Annotated in this window: 22 protein-coding genes and 3 tRNA genes; 15 read left to right on the top strand and 10 right to left on the bottom strand. The window is 72.3% G+C overall.

The annotated features are described in order from the left end of the window. Positions 1 to 124: 124 nt before the first annotated feature. Complete coding sequence (locus ACIPWA_RS13610) at positions 125 to 424, bottom strand: DUF3073 domain-containing protein (protein WP_369800640.1); 300 nt, start codon at positions 422 to 424, stop codon at positions 125 to 127. A gap of 351 nt (positions 425 to 775) precedes the next feature. Here ACIPWA_RS13610 and ACIPWA_RS13605 point away from each other — a divergent pair, with 351 nt between their 5' ends. After that, positions 776 to 988, top strand: a complete 213-nt coding sequence (locus tag ACIPWA_RS13605; RefSeq protein ID WP_030151000.1) for a BldC family transcriptional regulator — start codon at positions 776 to 778, stop codon at positions 986 to 988. Positions 989 to 1,153: 165 nt separating this feature from the next. On the opposite strand, the gene ACIPWA_RS13600 is transcribed toward ACIPWA_RS13605, so the two are convergent. The 5 genes from ACIPWA_RS13600 to ACIPWA_RS13580 all read right to left on the bottom strand — a co-directional run bounded on the left by ACIPWA_RS13600 (position 1,154) and on the right by ACIPWA_RS13580 (position 2,514). Beyond that, positions 1,154 to 1,441 (bottom strand): DUF3618 domain-containing protein, encoded by a 288-nt coding sequence (locus tag ACIPWA_RS13600; protein WP_056652396.1) that lies wholly within the window; start codon positions 1,439 to 1,441, stop codon positions 1,154 to 1,156. Then, positions 1,438 to 1,860, bottom strand: coding sequence for a phage holin family protein (locus tag ACIPWA_RS13595; protein ID WP_068625971.1), 423 nt, complete (start codon positions 1,858 to 1,860; stop codon positions 1,438 to 1,440). The genes ACIPWA_RS13600 and ACIPWA_RS13595 overlap by 4 nt, the downstream gene beginning before the upstream one ends. A 301-nt stretch (positions 1,861 to 2,161) precedes the next feature. Next, positions 2,162 to 2,234, bottom strand: a tRNA-Phe gene (locus tag ACIPWA_RS13590). A 45-nt stretch (positions 2,235 to 2,279) separates the two neighbouring features. Beyond that, a tRNA-Asp gene (locus ACIPWA_RS13585) sits at positions 2,280 to 2,353 on the bottom strand. 88 nt (positions 2,354 to 2,441) lie between these two features. After that, positions 2,442 to 2,514 (bottom strand) — tRNA-Glu (locus ACIPWA_RS13580). 173 nt (positions 2,515 to 2,687) lie between these two features. Between ACIPWA_RS13580 and ACIPWA_RS13575 the strand changes: the two genes are divergently transcribed. From ACIPWA_RS13575 to ACIPWA_RS13530, 10 genes are all read left to right on the top strand, one after another. Further along, the gene (locus tag ACIPWA_RS13575; RefSeq protein WP_068625970.1) at positions 2,688 to 3,050 is read left to right on the top strand and encodes a metallopeptidase family protein; all 363 of its coding nucleotides are present in this window, start codon (positions 2,688 to 2,690) and stop codon (positions 3,048 to 3,050) included. A 68-nt stretch (positions 3,051 to 3,118) separates the two neighbouring features. Next, positions 3,119 to 3,553: an ArsR/SmtB family transcription factor gene (locus tag ACIPWA_RS13570; RefSeq protein WP_400290931.1), complete on the top strand. Its 435-nt coding sequence runs from the start codon at positions 3,119 to 3,121 to the stop codon at positions 3,551 to 3,553. Continuing rightward, complete coding sequence (locus ACIPWA_RS13565; protein ID WP_400290929.1) at positions 3,550 to 4,476, top strand: cation diffusion facilitator family transporter; 927 nt, start codon at positions 3,550 to 3,552, stop codon at positions 4,474 to 4,476. Before ACIPWA_RS13570 ends, ACIPWA_RS13565 begins: the two co-directional genes overlap by 4 nt. A 65-nt stretch (positions 4,477 to 4,541) precedes the next feature. Next, positions 4,542 to 5,525: a UDP-glucose 4-epimerase GalE gene (galE, locus tag ACIPWA_RS13560; protein WP_400290926.1), complete on the top strand. Its 984-nt coding sequence runs from the start codon at positions 4,542 to 4,544 to the stop codon at positions 5,523 to 5,525. A 136-nt stretch (positions 5,526 to 5,661) separates the two neighbouring features. Next, a complete protein-coding gene (locus ACIPWA_RS13555; protein ID WP_400290924.1) occupies positions 5,662 to 6,846 on the top strand; it encodes a polyprenyl synthetase family protein in 1,185 nt (394 codons plus the stop codon). A gap of 55 nt (positions 6,847 to 6,901) precedes the next feature. After that, positions 6,902 to 7,801, top strand: coding sequence for a phytoene/squalene synthase family protein (locus tag ACIPWA_RS13550; protein WP_400291606.1), 900 nt, complete (start codon positions 6,902 to 6,904; stop codon positions 7,799 to 7,801). A gap of 17 nt (positions 7,802 to 7,818) precedes the next feature. Further along, positions 7,819 to 9,540, top strand: a complete 1,722-nt coding sequence (crtI, locus tag ACIPWA_RS13545) for a phytoene desaturase family protein (protein ID WP_400291605.1) — start codon at positions 7,819 to 7,821, stop codon at positions 9,538 to 9,540. Next, on the top strand, positions 9,537 to 9,956 hold the full coding sequence (locus ACIPWA_RS13540) for a lycopene cyclase domain-containing protein (RefSeq protein ID WP_400290922.1): 420 nt from the start codon (positions 9,537 to 9,539) through the stop codon (positions 9,954 to 9,956). Before crtI ends, ACIPWA_RS13540 begins: the two co-directional genes overlap by 4 nt. After that, positions 9,953 to 10,267, top strand: a complete 315-nt coding sequence (locus ACIPWA_RS13535; protein ID WP_068625964.1) for a lycopene cyclase domain-containing protein — start codon at positions 9,953 to 9,955, stop codon at positions 10,265 to 10,267. The genes ACIPWA_RS13540 and ACIPWA_RS13535 overlap by 4 nt, the downstream gene beginning before the upstream one ends. Continuing rightward, entirely contained in the window at positions 10,264 to 11,184 is a 921-nt protein-coding gene (locus tag ACIPWA_RS13530) for a prenyltransferase (protein ID WP_400290920.1), read from the top strand. The genes ACIPWA_RS13535 and ACIPWA_RS13530 overlap by 4 nt, the downstream gene beginning before the upstream one ends. A 202-nt stretch (positions 11,185 to 11,386) precedes the next feature. On the opposite strand, the gene ACIPWA_RS13525 is transcribed toward ACIPWA_RS13530, so the two are convergent. The 4 genes from ACIPWA_RS13525 to ACIPWA_RS13510 all read right to left on the bottom strand — a co-directional run bounded on the left by ACIPWA_RS13525 (position 11,387) and on the right by ACIPWA_RS13510 (position 15,034). Continuing rightward, positions 11,387 to 12,691 (bottom strand): M15 family metallopeptidase, encoded by a 1,305-nt coding sequence (locus ACIPWA_RS13525; protein WP_400290918.1) that lies wholly within the window; start codon positions 12,689 to 12,691, stop codon positions 11,387 to 11,389. Further along, positions 12,691 to 12,819 (bottom strand): hypothetical protein, encoded by a 129-nt coding sequence (locus ACIPWA_RS13520; RefSeq protein ID WP_400290914.1) that lies wholly within the window; start codon positions 12,817 to 12,819, stop codon positions 12,691 to 12,693. Before ACIPWA_RS13520 ends, ACIPWA_RS13525 begins: the two co-directional genes overlap by 1 nt. Before the next feature lie 290 nt (positions 12,820 to 13,109). Then, positions 13,110 to 14,381, bottom strand: a complete 1,272-nt coding sequence (locus tag ACIPWA_RS13515; protein WP_400290912.1) for a threonine/serine exporter family protein — start codon at positions 14,379 to 14,381, stop codon at positions 13,110 to 13,112. A 203-nt stretch (positions 14,382 to 14,584) separates the two neighbouring features. Then, a complete protein-coding gene (locus tag ACIPWA_RS13510) occupies positions 14,585 to 15,034 on the bottom strand; it encodes a hypothetical protein (protein WP_400290909.1) in 450 nt (149 codons plus the stop codon). 197 nt (positions 15,035 to 15,231) lie between these two features. Between ACIPWA_RS13510 and ACIPWA_RS13505 the strand changes: the two genes are divergently transcribed. From ACIPWA_RS13505 to ACIPWA_RS13490, 4 genes are all read left to right on the top strand, one after another. Continuing rightward, a complete protein-coding gene (locus ACIPWA_RS13505; RefSeq protein WP_056652365.1) occupies positions 15,232 to 15,591 on the top strand; it encodes an iron chaperone in 360 nt (119 codons plus the stop codon). 125 nt (positions 15,592 to 15,716) lie between these two features. After that, a complete protein-coding gene (locus tag ACIPWA_RS13500) occupies positions 15,717 to 16,313 on the top strand; it encodes an antibiotic biosynthesis monooxygenase (RefSeq protein ID WP_400290906.1) in 597 nt (198 codons plus the stop codon). Positions 16,314 to 16,393: 80 nt separating this feature from the next. Next, a complete protein-coding gene (locus ACIPWA_RS13495; RefSeq protein ID WP_400290903.1) occupies positions 16,394 to 18,094 on the top strand; it encodes a mechanosensitive ion channel family protein in 1,701 nt (566 codons plus the stop codon). A gap of 78 nt (positions 18,095 to 18,172) precedes the next feature. Then, positions 18,173 to 19,312 carry a VanZ family protein gene (locus tag ACIPWA_RS13490; protein ID WP_400291603.1) on the top strand — a complete coding sequence of 380 codons (1,140 nt, stop codon included), beginning with the start codon at positions 18,173 to 18,175 and terminating at the stop codon, positions 19,310 to 19,312. Positions 19,313 to 19,470 lie beyond the last annotated feature (158 nt).

The following is a 19,470-nucleotide window of genomic DNA, read 5'->3' as shown; positions in this document are numbered from 1 at the left end:
GGAGAAGGACGCGCCTTCGTCGTACGGGGAACGCCTCGCGGGTCGGTCGGTCGACTGACGAACTCGCGATCATACGGACCTGCGGTCCCCTGGGGCCTGCTGGTCGCAGGGGGACGAGATCGTGTCAGCGGTCGTCGGACCAGCCGGCGAACGGCTGGTCGTAGTCTCCGTTGTTGTCCTCGGAAGACCTCGCTCCGTAGCGAGGATCTGTCGCGAGATCCGTGTGGCTATGACCGGTGAGCTCTTGTTCGAGAGCTTGGTAGTTCGTCTCGGGGCTGTAGTACTTCAGCGCACGAGCGACCTTGGTCTGCTTAGCCTTCTGACGGCCGCGGCCCATGGCTCCGACCCCCTCAACGTAGAAGCGGGGCGGCAACGTACTCAGACGTGCGGCCCCGGGGTGTTGTTTCGTCTGTTCAGAGTCCAACGGTACATGCTCGGGATACATTCCAGCCACTCGGATGGTCCGAACGGGTGCCTTGTCACACTGTCTCCACACAACGACGTGACCGGGGGAGTGCCTCGTGGGTCTCGTGGGCTCGGGCGAGCGGGCCGCGCCGGGGGTGGTGCGGAGGCTGTCCGGCTCCGCACGGAGCCTCCGCCGAGAGGGCTCCCGGCGAGGCCGAATCACCTGTACCGGCCATACCCCGTCTAATTCACCCTGTCTGCCAAGTCGCCCAAAATCGTCATGCTGCGACAATAGAGGGGCTAGCGCAGTGCTGTCGTCGCGTTCCGACGTCACCGTCGGACCAGCCAGTCGCTAGGAGGAGGTGCAGTGATGTCCGTCCATGGAGAGTCCGAAGTTCTGCTCACACCGGCCGAGGTCGCGAGCCTGTTCCGCGTCGATCCCAAGACCGTCACTCGCTGGGCCAAGGCCGGCAAGCTGTCGTCGATCCGGACCCTCGGGGGGCATCGTCGCTACCGCGAGTCCGAGGTCCGCGCACTCCTGGGTGCCGCGAGCGAGAACGCCGAGGGCGTCGACAAGGGCTGACCGACGGCGCGGTGGACACTCCTGCGCCCAGCCCACGCTGTCGGTCCGTTGAGGAGCTCCGGGACCAGTTTCCCGGTGCTCCCCGTCGCGTCCGCAGCCTCTTCCACTTCGACCAGCCGACAGCCCGGCGCCGGTGGCGCCGGGCTCGGTCGTGTTCAGGGCCGGTCAGGACCTCTTGCGGAGGATCGCGGCGACGACCAGGGCGATGGTCGCGACGGTCCCGGTGACGAGGATCTTCACGTTGCGCGCGCGCGTCGGGTCGTGCTCGGGCAGCCCGCCACCGGTGAAGAAGCTCCCGGTGTCGGCGGCAGCCTGCTTGGTCTGGTGCGCCACGTTCGCGGCCTGGGTGCGCGGGTCGAGCCGGGTGGTCAGCTCGTCGATCGTGCTTGCGAGCTCGGCCCGGGTCCGTACGATCTCGGCTTCCAGCTCGGCCTGGGTCGGTTCGGTGCTCACGGGCGCAGTCCTTCCTTGACGGTGGCGACGTCTTCCTTGAGGTTGGCGATGGTCGCCTCGGGGGTCGGCGGCATGCCCTTGGTCAGCTGCTTCTTGCCCACGAACGCCAGGAGGCCGGCGACGAGGAGCAGAGCGACGCCGACGATCAGCGCGGCGAGCCACAGCGGGACGGCGTGCGCGAGGCCGACCATGGCCGAGTGCAGGAGGAAGCCGAGCGCGTACAGGGAAAGGACGCCGGCGACCACGAACATCCCGATCCCGATGCCTGATCGGGCGGCCTTGGTCGTCAGCTCCTTCTTGGCGAGCGCGATCTCCGTGCGGACCAGGCGCGTGGCCTGCTCCGACATCTGCTCGACGAGCTTGCCGATCGAGGGCTTCGGGTTCGGGGGAGGTGTCTGCCCGTCGTCCCAGTCGCTCATGGTGGTCACCTTCCTGGCACGTCCGGATGGAGCGCCTGTGCACGCAGGGGATGCCTGCGGCTCGAAGAGTCGTTCTTCATGTCCCACTCAACCGGTCAACGGCGTCCAGGGCAATTCCGCGCGCCGAGGGTGCGAGCGGGAGTCCGATGTGCCATGCGCTCGGGACGCACGGGTGGCCGGAGTCGAGACGGCGTCGTGGGTGGTGGTCGAGCGGCGCGGTGCGGGTCGACGGTCGGAGCGTCGGGTGCACGGGAACGACGAAGCCCCACCTCGAGTGAACGAGATGGGGCTTTCGTGGAAGTGGCTCCGACCGGCGTCGATCCGGTGACCTTTCGATTTTCAGTCGAACGCTCTACCAACTGAGCTACAGAGCCTTGACACGAAAGCCCGGTCGTGATGACCGGGCAGTCGCTGTCGAGCGACCCTGACGGGACTTGAACCCGCGACCTCCGCCGTGACAGGGCGGCGCGCTAACCAACTGCGCTACAGGGCCTTGCATGAGTTTCTCCCGGCCTTTGCCGTTCGAACCTCGAGAATCGTATCTCACTTCCGGGCCGATCCGTTAATCGGATCTTTCCGAGTACCCCCAACGGGATTCGAACCCGTGCTACCGCCGTGAAAGGGCGGCGTCCTAGGCCGCTAAACGATGGGGGCCTAGTTTCCTGGACAACCCGTACCGCCTACGGGGCACGAGTCGCCGAGAGACCTCCGTCAGCATACGGGGAACTGGGGGCGCGGTGCAAAACGGCAGGATCCCGGGGCTGCGGACTCCCGGCAAGCGTTGCCGAACCTGCCGGGCGACCCCTCCGTCCGGTCGGCGGGGGAGGATGGTGCTCGTGGTGGAGATGACGCGCGAGGACTTCGAGGACGCGGTGCGCGATGCGCTCGACGAGATCCCGGAGGAGCTGGCCGAGCAGATGGACAACGTCGTGGTGCTCGTCGAGGACGATGCCCCCGACGACGACCCCGAGCTCCTGGGGCTCTACGAGGGCGTGCCGCTCACCGAGCGGGACCTCATGTGGGCTGCGGGTGCGCTCCCGGACCGGATCACGATCTACCGCCGTCCCACGCTCGCGATCTGCGAGACCCGTGAGGAGGTCGTCGAGGAGGTCGTCGTCACGGTCGTGCACGAGATCGCCCACCACTTCGGCATCGACGACGACCGGCTGCACGAGCTGGGCTGGGCCTGACGAGCCGCCCGCTTCACTGCCGGTGCACAGGGGTTTCATTCATCGTCGATTGGCGATAATATCGACGCATGGCGATGAGACGTGAGACGACCCCGCGGACGCACCTCCGCTCGCGGAGTGCCGCAGCCGCCGCGGCGGGGGTGGGGCAGGTCGACGTGGGCGGCGCGCCGGTCGCTGTGGCGGTCGAGCCGGCCCTGCCGTCGGCCCCCGGGCACGACCACGCGGCCGTCGCCCGCCTCCTGCACGCGCTCGCCGAGCCCCACCGCCTCTCGATGGTGCACCTCCTGGCGCGGGCCGAGCACCGCGTCGTCGACCTGACGAGCGAGCTCGGGCTCGCGCAGTCGACCGTGTCGGTCCACCTCGCGACGCTCCGCGACGCGGGCCTGGTCGACGTGCGCCGCGAGGGACGGTCCTCCTGGTACCGGCTCGCGCGGCCCGAGGTCGCGCACATCCTGGCCGACGCCGAGCGCGTCGTCGAGGCGACCAGAGGCGGCTCGCGATGAGCGGCCACTCCCACTCCCACTCGCACGGCGCGGCGACCGCCACGGGCGCGCACCGCCGTCGGCTCGTGATCGTCCTGGCCATCACGCTCGGCGTGATGGTCCTCGAGGTCGTCGGTGCGCTGGTCTCGGGCTCGCTCGCGCTCCTCGCCGACGCAGGGCACATGCTGACCGACGCGACCGGGATCGGGATCGCCCTGTTCGCGAGCTGGCTCGCGACGCGCCCGGCGTCGGCGACCCGGACCTTCGGGTGGCAGCGTGCGGAGATCCTCGCGGCCATGACCAACGCGCTGATCCTCGGGGTCGTCGCGGTGCTCGCGATCGTCGAGGGGGTCTCGCGGGTCCGCGCCCCCGACCCGCACGTCGAGGCCGGCCTCATGATCGGGGTGGCGGTCGTCGGGCTCGTCGCGAACGTGGTCGGGCTCCGCCTCCTGTCGGCCGGTCAGGGCGAGAGCCTCAACGTCCGGGGGGCCTACCTCGAGGTGCTCGGCGACCTCCTGGGCTCGGTCGCGGTGATCGTCGCCGGGGTGTTCGTCGCCCTCGGCTTCGCATGGGCCGACGGCCTGGCCTCGGTCGCGATCGGCATCATGATCCTGCCTCGCGCGCTGACGCTCCTGCGCGAGGTCGCCGCGGTGCTCCTCGAGTCGACGCCCGCAGGGGTCGACCTCGAGAAGGTGCGGACGCACATGGAGGGCATCCCCGGGGTCGTCGGCGTCCACGACCTGCACGCCTGGACCATCACGTCGGGCGTGCCCGTCATGTCGGCCCACGTGGTGGTCGAGGCCGAGATGCTCGAGCAGGGGGAGGGGACAGCGGTGCTGCGACGGCTCAAGGAGTGCCTGGGCGGGCACTTCGACGTCGACCACTGCACGTTCCAGATCGAGCCCCCCGAGATGCAGGAGACCGAGTCGTCGGTCCACCTGTGAGCCCTGTGCGTCTCGCCGGAGGCCGCGCGCTCCGAGGCTCAGGGCGGAGCAACTAGGCTGCCCCCATGACGATTCTGGTGACCGGCGGAGCGGGATACATCGGTGCGCACGTGGTGCGCCTGCTGCAGCAGCGGGGGGAGAAGGTCGTCGTGGTCGACGACCTGAGCACGGGGCAGGAGGGCCGCATCGGAGGGGCGCCGCTCGTGCGCCTGGACGTGTCCAGCCCGGAGGCCGTCGAGGTCCTGACCCGTACCCTGACCGAGCACGAGGTCACCGCCGTGGTGCACTTCGCGGCCCGCAAGCAGGTCGGCGAGTCCGTCGAGAAGCCCGCCTGGTACTACCAGCAGAACGTCGGCGGCTTCACGAACCTCGTGACCGCGATGGAGGCCGCCGGCGTGGACCGCCTGGTGTTCTCCTCCTCCGCGGCGACCTACGGCATGCCGTCGGTCTCGATGGTCGAGGAGAAGCTGCACGCCGAGCCCATCAACCCCTACGGCGAGACCAAGCTCATCGGGGAGTGGCTCGGCCGGGCTGCGAGCCGCTCGTGGGGTCTGCGGTTCGTCGCGCTGCGCTACTTCAACGTCGCGGGCGCCGGTTGGCCGGACCTGGGCGACCCCGCGGTCCTCAACCTCGTCCCCATGGTCCTCGACCGCCTCGAGCGGGGCGAGCAGCCCAAGATCTTCGGCGACGACTACCCGACGCCGGACGGCACGTGCATCCGCGACTACATCCACGTCCTGGACCTCGCCGAGGCGCACCTCGCGGCGCTGGGCTACCTGGACGAGGACGAGCGCGCGTACGACGTCTTCAACGTCGGCACCGGCACGGGTTCCTCGGTCCGGGAGGTCATCGACGAGATCGGCAAGGTCTCGGGCCTGGACGTGACCCCGGAGATCCTCCCGCGCCGTGCGGGCGACCCGCCCCAGCTCGTCGCGTCGCCCGAGCGCATCAACAAGGTGCTCGGCTGGACCGGCACCCAGGGGCTCGAGCCGATCATCGCGTCGGCCTGGGAGGCCTGGCAGGCAGGGCCGCGCCGCATCGACGTCTGAGCCACCTCGCGCACTTCCCGGAGGGGCCCTCTCGCACCACGCGAGGGGGCCCTTCGGCGTACGGCGCTGACACGGACTCGAATCCTCAGTATGCTGAGCAAAATACTCAGTACGCTGAGGAATCGAGGGGTAGGTCATGTCCGGAAACAGCACGACCATCGACGACGTCGCCGAGCGGTCGGCGTCCGGGACGTCCCCGCACGGGCCCAGGGCCACCGTCGCGGCACCGCGAGAGTCCGCCCGCGATCACGGGCCGGCGACCCACGAAGGGTTTGCCGCCCGGCTCGACGAGGCGCTCGCCGCGACGCAGGCGGCACTGAACGAGCACCTCACGCGGGGCGCTGCACGCGCCTCAGCCGGAGGCCGACCGGTCGCCGATCTCTGGACGGACCTCGCAGACCAGGTAGGCGGAAAGCTCGTGCGCCCCCGGCTCACGCTCGCGGCCTACCTCGGGCTCGGCGGACGAGACCTCGGGGATGTGGCTCCCGTCGCCGCTGCCCAGGAGCTGCTGCACACCGCGATGCTCGTGCACGACGACCTGCTCGACCACGACGAGACCCGGCGCGGGCGCTCGAACCTCGCGGGAGCGACGCGTTCTCGGTTCGCCGAGGCAGGGATCGACGACTCTCGCGCCGACGTCCACGTCCAGGCGGCGGCGCTGCTCGGAGGTGACCTGGCGATCGCCGGCGCGTTCGAGCTCGTCCTGGGATCCACGGCAGGTCCGGGCGAGAAGCTCGCGGTCGCAGGTCAGCTCGTGCGCGCGGTGCAGGTCGCCGTCGCGGGCGAGGTCCTGGACGTCTCGGGCCCGCTGCTCGCTCCGAGCGACGTGGACCCCGAGCTCGTCGCCGAGCTCAAGACCGCGACCTACACGTGCGTCGTCCCGCTGAGGAGCGGGGCGATCCTCGCGGGCGCGGACGCTGCGACCTGCGCCCTCCTCGAGACCTACGGGCGGGCCCTGGGCGTCGCGTTCCAGCTGGTCGACGACCTGCTCGGGGTCTTCGGCGACCCTCGGGTCACCGGGAAGTCGACCGTCTCCGACCTGCGCGAGGGCAAGCGCACGCTGCTCCTGGCCTGCGCCTACCGGGGTGCCGAACCGGCGGACGTCGCCCTGCTCGACCAGCACGTGGGGCGGGCCGACCTCACCGATGCGGGAGCCGCCGTCGTGCGGGCGGTCATGCGGCGAACTGCTGCCCCCGAGGCCGTGCGCGCGACCGTGACGCGTCATCTGGACGAGGCCCGCGCCGCGGCCGCCGAGCTGCCCGCCCCCCTGGGGCCGTACCTGCTCGACCTGGCCGACTCGTTCGCCGACAGGGCGGCCTGAGGTGCGAGGGGGCGGGAAGGCCGTCACGATCGTCGGGGAGGCCCACGTGTCGCAGATGCTGTACGACCGCACCGCCGCCCGCGCGAGCCGGGCGGTCCTCACGGGGTACTCGACGTCGTTCGGGCTGGGGTCCCGGCTGCTCGGCAGCGCCGCACGCCGCGACATCGACGCGGTCTACGGGCTGGTACGCGTGGCCGACGAGGTCGTCGACACGCGTCGCGGCGAGGGCGCCGACGAGCTCCTCACGGGGCTCGAGGAGGAGACCGCGCGCGCCCTCGTGAGCGGGTACTCGACCAACCTCGTGGTCCACTCGTTCGCGCGCACGGCACGACGCACGGGGATCGGGCACCCCGAGATCGACCCGTTCTTCGCCTCGATGCGCATGGACCTCACGGTCCAGGTCCACGACAAGGCCAGCTACGAGCAGTACGTCTACGGCTCGGCCGAGGTCGTCGGGCTCATGTGCCTCGCGGTCTTCCTCAACGCCGGGCGACGCCCGGGCGAGCCGGTCGTGCGGGCGAGCGACGCCGTCGTGCACGGCGCGCGCGGCCTGGGCGCCGCGTTCCAGAAGATCAACTTCCTGCGTGACCTGCGTGCGGACCACGAGGACCTGGGCCGCAGCTACTTCCCCGGGATCACCCCCGCGGACCTCACGCAGGAGGACGTCGACGCGATCCTCGCGGAGATCGAGAGCGACCTCGACGCCGCCCGCGCCGCGCTCCCGTCGCTGCCGCGCCGTGCCCGGATGGCCGTCGCGGCGACCCTCGCGCTCTACGACACCCTGCTCGGCCGCCTCGCGTCGACGCGCCCCGAGGACCTGCTGCGTGCCCGGGTCCGTGTCCCCGACCCGGTCAAGCTCGTGGTCGCGGCCCGCGCGGTCGCGCGCGAGTCCCTGCGACGCGACGTCCGACCCACCGTTCAGACCGCACGTTCGACGACCCGAGGAGCCCCGTGACCCACGCACCGCCCGAGATGCCGCACGTCGTGGTCGTGGGCGGGGGGATCGGCGGCCTGGCAACGGCCACGCTCCTCGCGCGAGGCGGCGCCCGCGTGACGCTGCTCGAGCGGCACGACCACGTGGGCGGGCGCGCCGGGACGCTCGAGCTCGACGGGTTCCGGTTCGACACGGGTCCCTCTTGGTACTTCATGCCCGAGGTGTTCGAGCACTGGTTCGCGCTCCTGGGCGAGCGCGTCGAGGACCACCTGGACCTGGTCCCGCTCGACCCGTCGTACCGGGTCTTCTTCGAAGGGTCCCCGTCCTCCGAGCAGGCTGACGCCACCCGCGCCCGGACCGTCCTCGACGTCACGCGCGACGCGGAGGCCAACTGGGCACGCTTCGACGCGCTCTCGCCGGGCGACGGAGAACGCGTGCGCGCGTACGCCGCGGAGTCGAGCGAGGCCTACCGGCTGGCGCTCGACCACTTCCTCTACACGACCTTCGAGCGGCCCGACCGCGCGATCGACGGCTCGGTGCTGCGGCGCCTCCCGCGCCTCGCGGCCCTCCTCGGTCGCTCGCTCGCCGACCGCGTCGAGCGCCGGGTGGAGGATTCGCGCCTGCGCCAGGTCCTGGGCTACCACGCGGTCTTCCTCGGCTCGTCGCCCTACCGCGTACCCGCGCTGTACTCGCTCATGAGCCATCTCGACCTCGTCGAGGGCGTCCGGTTCCCGCGCGGGGGCATGTACACGATCGTCGAGGCCATGGAGAAGCTGGCCCGCTCGGAGGGCGTGACGATCCGCACGGGGAGCGACGTCGTCGAGATCGAGGTCGCTCCGGCCGTCCCCGGGCCCGACGGCGGAGCCTCGCCCCGGGCGCGGACCGCCCGCTCCCGGCGGCGCGCGCGAGGCGTCGCGACCGGGGTGCGGCTGCGGGACGGCGAGGTCGTCCCCGCGGACGTCGTGGTGTCGGGCGCGGACCTCCACCACACGCAGACCGCGCTGCTGCCGAGCGCGTACGCCGACCTGCCCGCCGCGTCGTGGGAGGACCGCGGGCCGGGCATCTCGGCGCTGCTCGTGCTCGCGGGCGTCCGCGGCGAGCTGCCCGAGCTTCCGCACCACTCGCTGTTCTTCACCGAGGACTGGCGCGGCAACTTCGAGGCGGTCCTGGGGCAGGGGGCCTCGAGCGACGTGGGCACGTTGCGCGTGCCCACCCCGGCCTCGCTCTACGTCTCGCGGACCTCGGCGACCGACGACGCGAGCCTCGATCACCCCGCAGCGCCACCCGGCCACGAGAACCTCTTCGTCCTGGTGCCGTTCCCCGCAGACCCGGCCCTCGGCGGCGACGCGCCCTCGCAGGCTGTGCTCGAGGACCTCGCCGACGGGTACCTCGACCAGGTCGGCGCCTGGGCCGGGATCGACGACCTGCGCGGACGGGTCGTGACGCGCAGGGTGCTGGGGCCCGCGCACTTCGCGACCGAGTTCTCCTCCTGGCGCGGTACCGCCCTGGGCATGGAGCACACGCTCGCGCAGAGCGCGATGTTCCGGCCGCCCGGCCGCTCGCGCGCGGTCCCCAACCTGTACTTCGCGGGCGCCGGGACCGCGCCCGGCGTCGGGCTGCCCATGTGCCTCATCAGCGCCGAGCTCGTCGTCAAGCGGCTCCTCGGCGAGACCTCGTCCCGGCCGCTGCCGACGCCTCTGCGCCGCGGCTTCCTCGCGGCGAGCCGGCGGCCCGACCGGCTGCGGGGCGGTGCCTCGTGACCGGGTTCGCCTACCTCGGTGCGCTCGTGGTCTCTCTCGGGGGGCTCGCGGTGCTCGACCGACGGTTCCGCCTCGCGTTCTGGGCGGACCCCGCCAGGACTGCGATCACGCTCGTGGTCGGCGTGCTGTTCTTCCTCGCGTGGGACGTCGCCGGCCTCGCCCTGGGGATCTTCGCGCGCGGCGACTCGCCCCACATGACGGGGCTCCAGCTCGCGCCCGAGCTGCCCGTCGAGGAGGCGGTCTTCCTGACGCTGCTCTGCTACAACACGCTGCTGGTCTGGCGGTTCCTGGACCTGCGGCTGCGGGGGAGGGACCGTCGAGAGGAAGTTCGTGCGGCGGCCGGCACGGCGGGGTCGGCAGGGACGACCCAGGCAGGCGAGGCCGCGGACGGACCGACGACGGGGGCCGACGCATGACCAACATCGTCCTCAACATCGTGGTGGTCCTGCTCGTCGTCGCGGTGACCTGGCAGGCGCTGCGCCGGCACCGGGCCGGTCCGCTCCTGTGGACGGCCGCGGTGATGGTCGTCCTGACGCTCGTGTTCGACACGATCATGATCGCGGTGGGGCTCTACGTGTACGCGCCGGACAAGATCCTGGGCGTCTACCTGGCCGGTGCGCCGCTCGAGGACTTCGCCTACCCGATCGCCGCGGTGCTCCTGCTGCCGGCGGTGTGGACCTGGGTGGGGGACGGTCGCCGTCGGCGGCACGCGGGAGGCCAGTCATGACGCGGGTCGCCGTGGAACCCGGGGCGTCGCCGGGGCCGCTGGTCGCCCTGCGCGAGATCGCGGCGGCGTCGCGCCCGTTCTCCTGGATCAACACGGCATACCCCTTCGCCGCGGGGTACCTCGTGGCGACGGGAGGACGGATCGACGCCGCGCTCGTCGTCGGGACGCTGTACTTCCTCGTCCCGTACAACCTGCTCATGTACGGCGTCAACGACGTGTTCGACTACGCGTCCGACCTGCGGAACCCGCGCAAGGGCGGCATCGAGGGGGCGCTCGCCGACCCCGCGACCGCGCGACGCACGCACCGACGGATCCTGTGGGCGTGCGTCGTGACGAACGTCCCGTTCCTCGCGTGGATGCTGCTCCAGGGCGACGCGGGCGCGAACCTGACGCTCGCCGTCGTGGTCTTCCTCGTCGTGGCCTACTCCGCACCCGTGCTGCGCTTCAAGGAGCGGCCCTTCCTCGACTCGTTCACCTCCGCCATGCACTTCGTGGGGCCGCTGCTCTACGCGCTCGTGCTGGTCGGTGCGGACCTGGGCGCGCGGTCCGTGTGGCCCGTGCTGGTGGCGTTCGTGCTGTGGGGAGCCGCGTCGCACGCGTTCGGCGCGGTGCAGGACGTGCAGGCGGACCGGGCCGGCGGGATCGGCTCGGTCGCGACCGTGATCGGGGCGCACCGGACCGTGGTGGTCGCCTCGGTCGCCTACCTGGTGGCCGCGCTGCTGCTGGCGTTCCTCCCGTGGCCCGGGTGGCTCGCCGCCCTGCTCCCGCTGCCGTACCTCGTGAACGTCGCGTCGTTCTGGTCCGTGCGTGACGAGGACTGCGAGCGGGCCAACGCTGGGTGGCGACGCTTCCTGTGGCTCAACCTCGTGACCGGGTTCCTCGTGACCATGCTGCTCATCGGGATCACCTGGACGTGAGCCGGGAGGGTGGCTCGGATGCCGGCGTGTGCCGGGCCACGATGCCGGCGTGTGCCGGGCGGCATGCGCTGGTGTGTGCCGCGCGACCAGGGGAGACAGCACCGCCGAGGGCGGGGCACCGGGTTCCGGTGCCCCGCCCTCGGCGGTGTCATGAGCTGCTGTGCGTGGGTCGGCGCAAGCCGTTCTCGGCACGACGCACGGGTCAGTACGTGACGCCGTACTCCCAGTGCCAGGGCTCGGGCTTGGAGCCGCCCTGGCGAGCCCACTCGGGGTTCTCCCAGCCGTAGGCCGGGGCGTTCGCACGCATCCAGTCGTACTGCGCGCTGCCGAAGCTGCTGATGCCGCCACCCAGGTCGAGCGCCTGGGCCATGCCGTGGTTCGACGTCCCGGGGGCCGCCGCCAGGAAGCCCTTCTGGGCCTTCACGGCGACCTGCGAGGCGTACGAGCGGTACGACGACGTCACGGTGATGTTCGTGCCGAACGCCGCCACGTAGGCCGCGTTGAGCTGCTCGAGCTGGTACGCGGCGTCGCAGCGCACGAGCTCACCGGGAGCGAAGCTCGGGGCGCACAGGAGGTTCGCGGGGATGGTGCCGTTGGCGTACCCGGCCGTGCTCGCGGCCCAGGCGGCGAGCTGCTGCGCCATGGCGGCGCGCTCGGCGGCCTGCTGGGCCGCGATCTCCTCGGCCGTCGGCGGAGCCGGCTCGACCGCCACGGCGACCGCCGTCGCGTCGAGCAGCCCGCGCAGAGCGGTGGTCGCAGCGTCGATCTCTGCGACCGAGGGGACGACCTCCGCAGTCGTCGGCGTCTCCGCGGCAGGTGCCTCGGGGGCAGGTGCGTCGGCGGGCGTCTCGGCAGGTGAAGCGGTCTCGTCGCCGGCCGGCGCGGCTGTCGTCTCGCCGGCAGCTGCTGCGTCCGCGAGAGCGGCCTCGGACGGGGTCTCGTCGGTGGCTGCTTCCGCGGTGCCGTCGGTCGTGAGCGCCTCGCGGCCCTCGGATCCCGCACGGCTCGCGCGGAACGTGTCGCGACCGTCGAGCGTGTCGTCGGCGCCGGCCGCGTCGAGCGTGGTGCTCGTGGCCGCGTCCGCGGTGCTGTCGGTCGGGGCCCCCGACGCCTGGGCGGCGTCCGTGGTCGTCGCGGCGCTCACGAGCTGGCGGAGCTGGTCACGGGTCGCGGTGATCTGCGCGAGCTGGTCGGGCGTGAGGCGCGATGCGCCCTCGCCGGCGAGGAACTCGGCACGGACGAGCTCGGTGCTGGCGGCGTCGAGCGCGGCCTGCTCTTCCGGGGTGGACGCGCTCGCTCCCGAGACGCTCGTGACGGCCGGGGCGGACACGCCCGCGGTCGAGGCGGACTCGGGGGCGGTGCCCGGCGAGGTCACCAGGCTCGCAGCGCCTGCGGTCGTGCTGATGGCGACCGCCGCGAGGGCAGCGGCCACCGCGAAGGGTGAGCGCCGCCTGAGCGAGCGACCGGGCAGGGAGGCGGCGAAGTGCCGCTGGGAGTGACGACCCATCAGCGGTCACCTCCCACGCCGACGACCGGGAGGTCGGCGACGCCGAGGAGGTTCGTGGTGCGGTGGTCGGTGCTACGGGTCGAGAGGCGCCCGACGGGCGCGGCAGAGCTGATCGATGCAGTTGTCACGATGTTCCGGTGTTCCGTTCGTCGGGCCGAGGCCGGACCGCGTGCGCACTGCGGCTGTCGAGCGTGGGCTCGACGCCGTACCGTGCCGTCGCGGTGACGGGGATCGTGCTGGGGCCTCAGCGGCCTGGGTCGCGGCGCGTCCGGATGACGTGGGAGCCGCAGTGCGTCGGCAGACGGGATGCGAGGACGGTCCTCGGTGCCTGCCAACTCGTTCCATCTTCAACTACGTTTGTGAGCGGCCTGGCGTCGATGCGCAAGGATCTGCGGGTGATGGCGTGCCTGGTCTGGGCTTATTCGGTGAAGAAGGTACGACCGACGCGTCTCGCGTCGCGAGTCAGCGCCGTTCCCACGAGCATGCCCAGCGCGATCGCGAAGACGGCGACGACCGCGTTGGCGATGTCCGACACCGACCCGGTGTTGCCCGCCACGAGCTCGGACAGCCCCAGGAAGCTCAGCGCACCGGGGACGAGGAGCCAGAACGCGGGGAGGGTCGTGATGATCGCGGGCGGGCCCGTGCTGGTCCGCTCGACGAGCGTCGCGAGCGGCACGATCACGAGCGCGCCGAAGAACCCGGAGATCTCCGGGGCGACGAAGGACCCACCGAGCTGGGCTGCATAGGCGGCGAACAGCACCACGAGCACCCAGGGCAGGCTCCGACGCGGGGTCGAGGAGAAGAGCATCTGTCCTAGGCCCACCATGACGATCCCCACCCACGGGGCCCACCAGCCCAGGCGGTCGCCGCTGTGCCCGGCGATCAGGTCGCCCGCGACCGCCGCTCCGGCGACGACGCCGAAGACCAGCAGGAGGAGCTGGGCGATCCCGTACAGGAGCCTGCTCGCTCCCGAGACGATCTGGTTGCTGGTCAGCTCGATCGCGGCGACCGTGAGCACCGAGCCGGGCAGGAAGCTGATGAGCGGCGGCACGAGGACCTGCAGGGGGCTGTCGCCGAGCCACGGATGGACCACCTGGATCGCGACGACCGTCACGAGGAACGCCGCGACGACGGGCAGGGCCGTGCTGAGCGTGGGCCAGCGCCCGGCCAGCCACCGCAGGATCCCGACGCCGAGCCCCAGCACCAGGAAGACGGGCAGCAGGTCGAGGGTCGGGTTGAGGATCAGCCCGAACCCCAGCGTCAGGATCGCGTGCCCGACGATCGTGAGCACGGCGCCGAAGCGCGGCGGCCGTCGCCGGATCGCGCGCAGCTCGGCGCGAGCGTCGGCGAGCTCGATCGTCTGGGTCCGCAGCCCGCGGATCACGCCGTAGAGAGCGCCGATCTGGTCGAGGTTCAGGCCGCTCCCCGCGGCGTCGGTGAAGTCGGTGACGACGCCCGTCGCGGTCTGCGCGCGGATGAAGACGCACGTCGGCAGCACCAGGGTCTGCACCGTGCGTGCTCCGTGCAGGTCGGCGACCTGCTCCAGGACGTCCTGGGCGTCGTTGACCGACTGGCCCGAGTCCAGCATGGCCCGTCCGAGCTCGCGCAGCAGCGGGATGAGGTCGGGGGAGATCTCGGGGACGTCCGGCTGCTCCTCGGGCGGGCTCTGGTTGCCGAGGGCTTGGAGCACGCGGCGAAACGTCGCCGGGGCCCGGCGCAGGCCGGCGAACCGGCGCGGTCCCCGGCGAGGTTGCCTGGGCGGCGCGTGGTCCGGCTCGGCAGGGGGGTGGGCGGCAGGCGCCGGGATGGCGGTGGCGGCCTCCGCGCTGGGCGACGGAGACTCGGCCGACGAGGCGTCGTCGGCCGTCTCCGCGGGTCGCGACTCCCCGGTGGTCAGGTCGTCACCTCGCGCCCGCTCTCCGGGCCCGACGACGCCATCACGAGGTGCAGGAGAGCCTCACCGTAGGCGTCGGCCGGGTCGTGCCCGCGGAAGGAGACCTTGCGCCCGGCGAGCTCGATCTCGACGAGGTAGGCGGGGTGGTCGTCGTCCTCGACGAAGCGTTGGAGCCAGCGGAAGGTCCCGCCGAGCAGCGCGCGGAGCTGGGACTCGAGGGGGTGCCACAGCGCGTCCTCGAGGGCCACGGAGTCGAGCGCCCACTCGGTGGTGCCGTTGAACCCGAGGACGACCCCGGTGTCGAACTCGTGGGGCTCGATCGTCATGTCGCTCACGGTGAAGACGTCGCCCTCGGGTCCGACGCCGAGGAGCCGGAAGCGGTCCCCCGAGGCAGGGTGCCAGCGGACCCCCGCCTCGCGGAGGGCCAGCGCCAGGTCCCAGGAGATCATCTGGCCAGTATGGTCGCGGCGGCGGGCACCGGCGCGCTGACGGTGTCGCACGTGCCCGCCGAGGGTGATCGGACGACCCGTCGAGCACGTTCCCCAGCCCGTCGGTGGTGACCTCCCGCAGGCCGGTCGCGCGCTCGCGCGGGACAGTAGGAGGTGAGCCCCCGCGTCCGGGCGGGGCGCACCCTGGGGAGGCAGGCATGACCGCGACGTTCGCGACCGTCGACGACTACATCGGCTCGTTCCCGCCCGAGACCCAGGAGATCCTGCAGGAGATGCGTCGCACGATCCACCGGGTCGTGCCCGACGCGGGCGAGAAGATCAGCTACCAGATCCCCGCCGTGACGGCGAAGGGGCGCGTCATCGTGTACTTCGCAGGCTGGAAGCACCACGTGAGCCTGTACCCGGTGCCCGACGGCGACGAGGACTTCGAGCGTCTCGTCGCCCCGTACCGGGCGTCCAAGGGGACGCTCAAGTTCATGCTCAAGGAGCCCGTGCCGTACGGCGTGATCGAGACGGTCTCGCGGCACCTGCTCGACCAGCACGGCGCCTCGGCGTAGCCGAGGAGCGGGGAGCGCCTCCGCGGGGCTGCCCGTCGGGTGCGAGCGTCCACCTGTCGGGACCTGCCGTCCCAGGACGGCCCGAGTTCACACCTCGGAAGCTCGGGCGTCGTGTACTCGCCCTCATGACCGCTCCTTCCGCGGGCACGGCCGGGCGATCCCCGGACCGGCCCGTCACCGTCTCCATCCACCGCCGCATCCACCCCGACCTGGTCCCGGACGCGACGCGCTGGGTCCAGGCCGGCGTCAACATGGCCAACACGTACCCGGGGTTCCTCGGCTCCGGCTGGGTGCGCGCCGCGAAGGACTCGCACGACTGGCACATGCTCTACCGCTTCGCCGACGAGTCGACGCTCGACGCCTGGGACTCCTCGCCCGAGCGAGTCGCCTGGCTCCAGGAGGGGCAGGGTCTCGTCGAGGAGCAGCGCGTCGAGCGCCGCACGGGCATCGAGGGGTGGTTCGACGCGCCGGCCCGCGTCGAGGAGCCGCGGATCAGCGCCGCGCGCGCACCGGCACGGTGGAAGCAGTCGGTGAGCATCTGGCTCGGGTTCTTCCCCGTGAACCTCGCCTTTACGCTCCTCATGTCCTGGGCGGTCCCGCGGTTCGGAGAGCTGCCCGTGCTCCCCAGGGTGCTCGTCACGACGCTCGTGCTGACCCCGATCATGACGTACGCGGTGCTGCCGTGGGTGACCCGGCGTCTGGCACCGTGGCTGGCGCGCTGAGGCGCGTCCGCGCGCCCTGGACACGTGCGCGCACAGCGCCTGTCCAGGCGCCTCGCAGCCCGCGCGCCTAGCGTGGACGGATGGACGAGGAGATCGAGAACGCGACCGACGTCGCCCTGACCCTGGCCGCCGTCGCGGGAGCGCTCGTGGCCGCGTTCGTGCTGGGCACCATCATCTCGGCGATCGTGAACCGGATCGGGCGGCGCAGCGAGCTCGCCCGGGACATCTCGCGCAGGCTGCGCCGCCCGGACCGGGCCGTCCTCATGGTCGTGGCCGTGTGGATCGCGGTGCGGGTCACGACGCCCCCGACCGTCGAGTGGCGGGCGGCGGTCGAGCACCTGCTGCTGGTCCTGCTCATCGCGGCGGGAGCCTGGTGGGTGGGCGCGCTCGCGTTCGTGCTCGAGGACAGCGCGCTCAAGCGGTTCCGGGTCGACGTGGTCGACAACCGGCACGCGCGCCGCATCCGCACCCAGATCATCGTGGTCCGGCGGCTCACGGTCGCGATCATCGTCATCTGCGCGATCGCCGCGGTCCTCCTGACCTTCCCCGCGGCGCGGGCCGCCGGGGCGAGCATCCTGGCGTCGGCGGGCGTCATCTCGATCGTCGCGGGCCTCGCGGCGCAGACGTCGCTCGCGAACGTGTTCGCGGGCATGCAGATCGCGTTCACGGACGGGATCCGGGTCGACGACGTCGTGGTCCTCGAGGGCGAGTGGGGCCGGATCGAGGAGATCACCATGACGTACGTCGTGGTGCACCTGTGGGACGACCGGCGCCTCATCATGCCGTGCACCTACTTCACGACGACGCCGTTCCAGAACTGGACGCGCCGGGCCGCGGACCTGCTCGGCACGGTGGAGCTCGACCTCGACTTCCGGGTGCCGTTCGGCGCCATGCGCGCCGAGCTCAAGCGGCTCCTCGCGCACACCGACCTGTGGGACCAGCGCGTGGGCATCCTCCAGGTGACCGACGCGATCAACGGCGTCGTCCGGGTGCGCGCGCTCGTGAGCGCGCGCGACGCCCCGACCCTGTTCGACCTGCGGTGCTTCGTGCGCGAGGGGCTCGTCGAGTGGCTCCAGCGGTCGAGCGCCGACTCGCTGCCCCGCACGCGTTTCGAGGGGGTCGAGGAGGGGCGGATCAGCGAGGACCCGGACGTCGCGCCCGGCGGCGCGGCTGTCGCGGCGCAGCCCACGATCCCGGCCCGCGAGAAGCCGAAGCACGAGGGGAGTCTTCCTCCCGCGATCCCCGTGGGTCCTGGCATCCCCGGGCAGCCCCCGCTCTCGACCCGGCCCGCGACCCGACGCGTCTCGGTGCGCGACCAGGCCCGGGTCGTCGGGCGGGTCAGCGCGCCGCAGGACGTCGTCGAGACGCGCGTCATGTCGCCCGTCGAGGCGGCGCTCGCGGCCGCGCCGGACGGGACGGCGGACGTGGGCCCGGAGGACCAGCCCGGGGGCGCGTCCGAGTCGGCGTTCTTCAGCGGGACGGCCGAGGGGGTCGAGCGCTCCAAGGCGTTCGCCGGCCCCGGGCAGGACGTGATCGACGAGCGTGAGGAGACGGCCGAGCGGAACCGGGTCGAGGACGAGCGGGTCGAGCACGAGGAGAGCGCACACGAGGACCACGCGCACGAGGAGCGCGGGCGAGAGGGCGGCGAGGGCGACGCGGCGGTCGATCGCGACCGTGGTGCCCCTGATCGCGACCCTGACCGCGACCGGGCCCGCGACCACGGTCGCGACCTGGGCCGTGGCGAGTCGCACGGCGACGGCGGGCACGACGGCGACGCCTGAGCGGCCACCGGCGTGACGCACGCGACGCCGGTCCACCGCGCCGCGCCGTGCGCACCTGGCTAGGGTCTCGACGTGAGCATGTGGACCTGGCCCGCGTACGTGGGCGTGATCGGCGGCCTCGTCGTGTTCCTGACGATCCTGCTGCCCGTCGTGGTGTGGCAGTACCGACGGTACGGGCGGCTCAGCGGGCTGCGTCTGCTGGGGTCGGCCGCGGTCGCGGTCTACGGTGTCGCGCTCGTCGCGTACACGCTCCTGCCGCTGCCCTCGGGCGACCTGGCGCAGTGGTGCGCGCAGCACGGGTTCTCGGGTCCTCAGCTGAACCCGTTCCAGTTCGTCGAGGACATCCGCCGGGACACCGCGGGCATGAGCACGGCAGCGCGGTTGCGCAGCCCGGCCGTGCTGCAGACGGTGTTCAACGTGGTGCTGTTCATCCCGTGGGGTGTGCTGGTGCGCCGGTTCTTCGGGTGGCGGCTGCCGCTCACGGTGCTGTCGGCGTTCGCGGCCTCGCTGTTCATCGAGACGACGCAGGGCACGGGCATCTATGGCCTCATCCCGTGCTCGTACCGCCTGGCCGACGTCGACGACCTCCTGACCAACACGCTCGGCGGGTTGATCGGTGCGCTGATCGCACCGGTGGTGCTGCGGTGGATGCCGCGCGCGACGGACCTCGCGGCGCAGCGCGGTGTCCCGCGCCCGGTCACGGTGTGGCGGCGGTGGTTGGGCATGGTGCTCGACGCGTTGCTGGTCTCGGTCGTCGGGACGGTGCTGGTGCTGTCCTACCGGGTGGTCCTGGTCGCCACGGGCCAGGACATCCCGCTCGGCTCGGACGGCGTCGACGTCGCGCTCGGGACCGTGGTGCCCGTGGTGCTGGTCCTGTTCGTGCCGCCGTTCCTCGGTAGCGGGGCGTCGTGGGGGCAGCGCGCCCTGTGGCTCGAGCCGCGCTGGACGGTCGACGCCGCGGCGGGGTCCGTCGGGCCCGACGGGCTGGGCCGCGGGACGACGCTCCGCCGTGCGGTGCGCGGCTTCGCGTCGGGCGGGCTGTGGGGAGCGTGCCTGATCCTGGCGGAGGTCCCGGGTGGTGGCCCCGTTCCCGACGTCGCAGCACCCCTCGGTGGTCTCGTCGCCTTCGTGGCGGTCGTCTCGGTCCTGTGCACCCGCGACCGGCGAGGGCTCTCGGGAGTCGTGTCGGGGGCTCGGATGGTGGACGCGCGGAGCTGACGGTTTGACCCCGAGCCAGAACGAGTCCGCCGAGAAGTGAGCAGATGCTCCCAGATCAGCTGATCCAGGGGGCGCAGCTGACATCAGCGGGGGGGGCCCGCGCCGCGCGGCGGGGCGGCCCCGGCGCCCATACCCGCGCGCCCCCCCCCGGGCCCGGG

It is taken from the genome of Oerskovia enterophila (assembly GCF_044748475.1).
Taxonomy (GTDB): Bacteria; Actinomycetota; Actinomycetes; order Actinomycetales; family Cellulomonadaceae; genus Oerskovia; species Oerskovia enterophila.
This window is presented reverse-complemented; position numbering and strand designations above follow the sequence as displayed.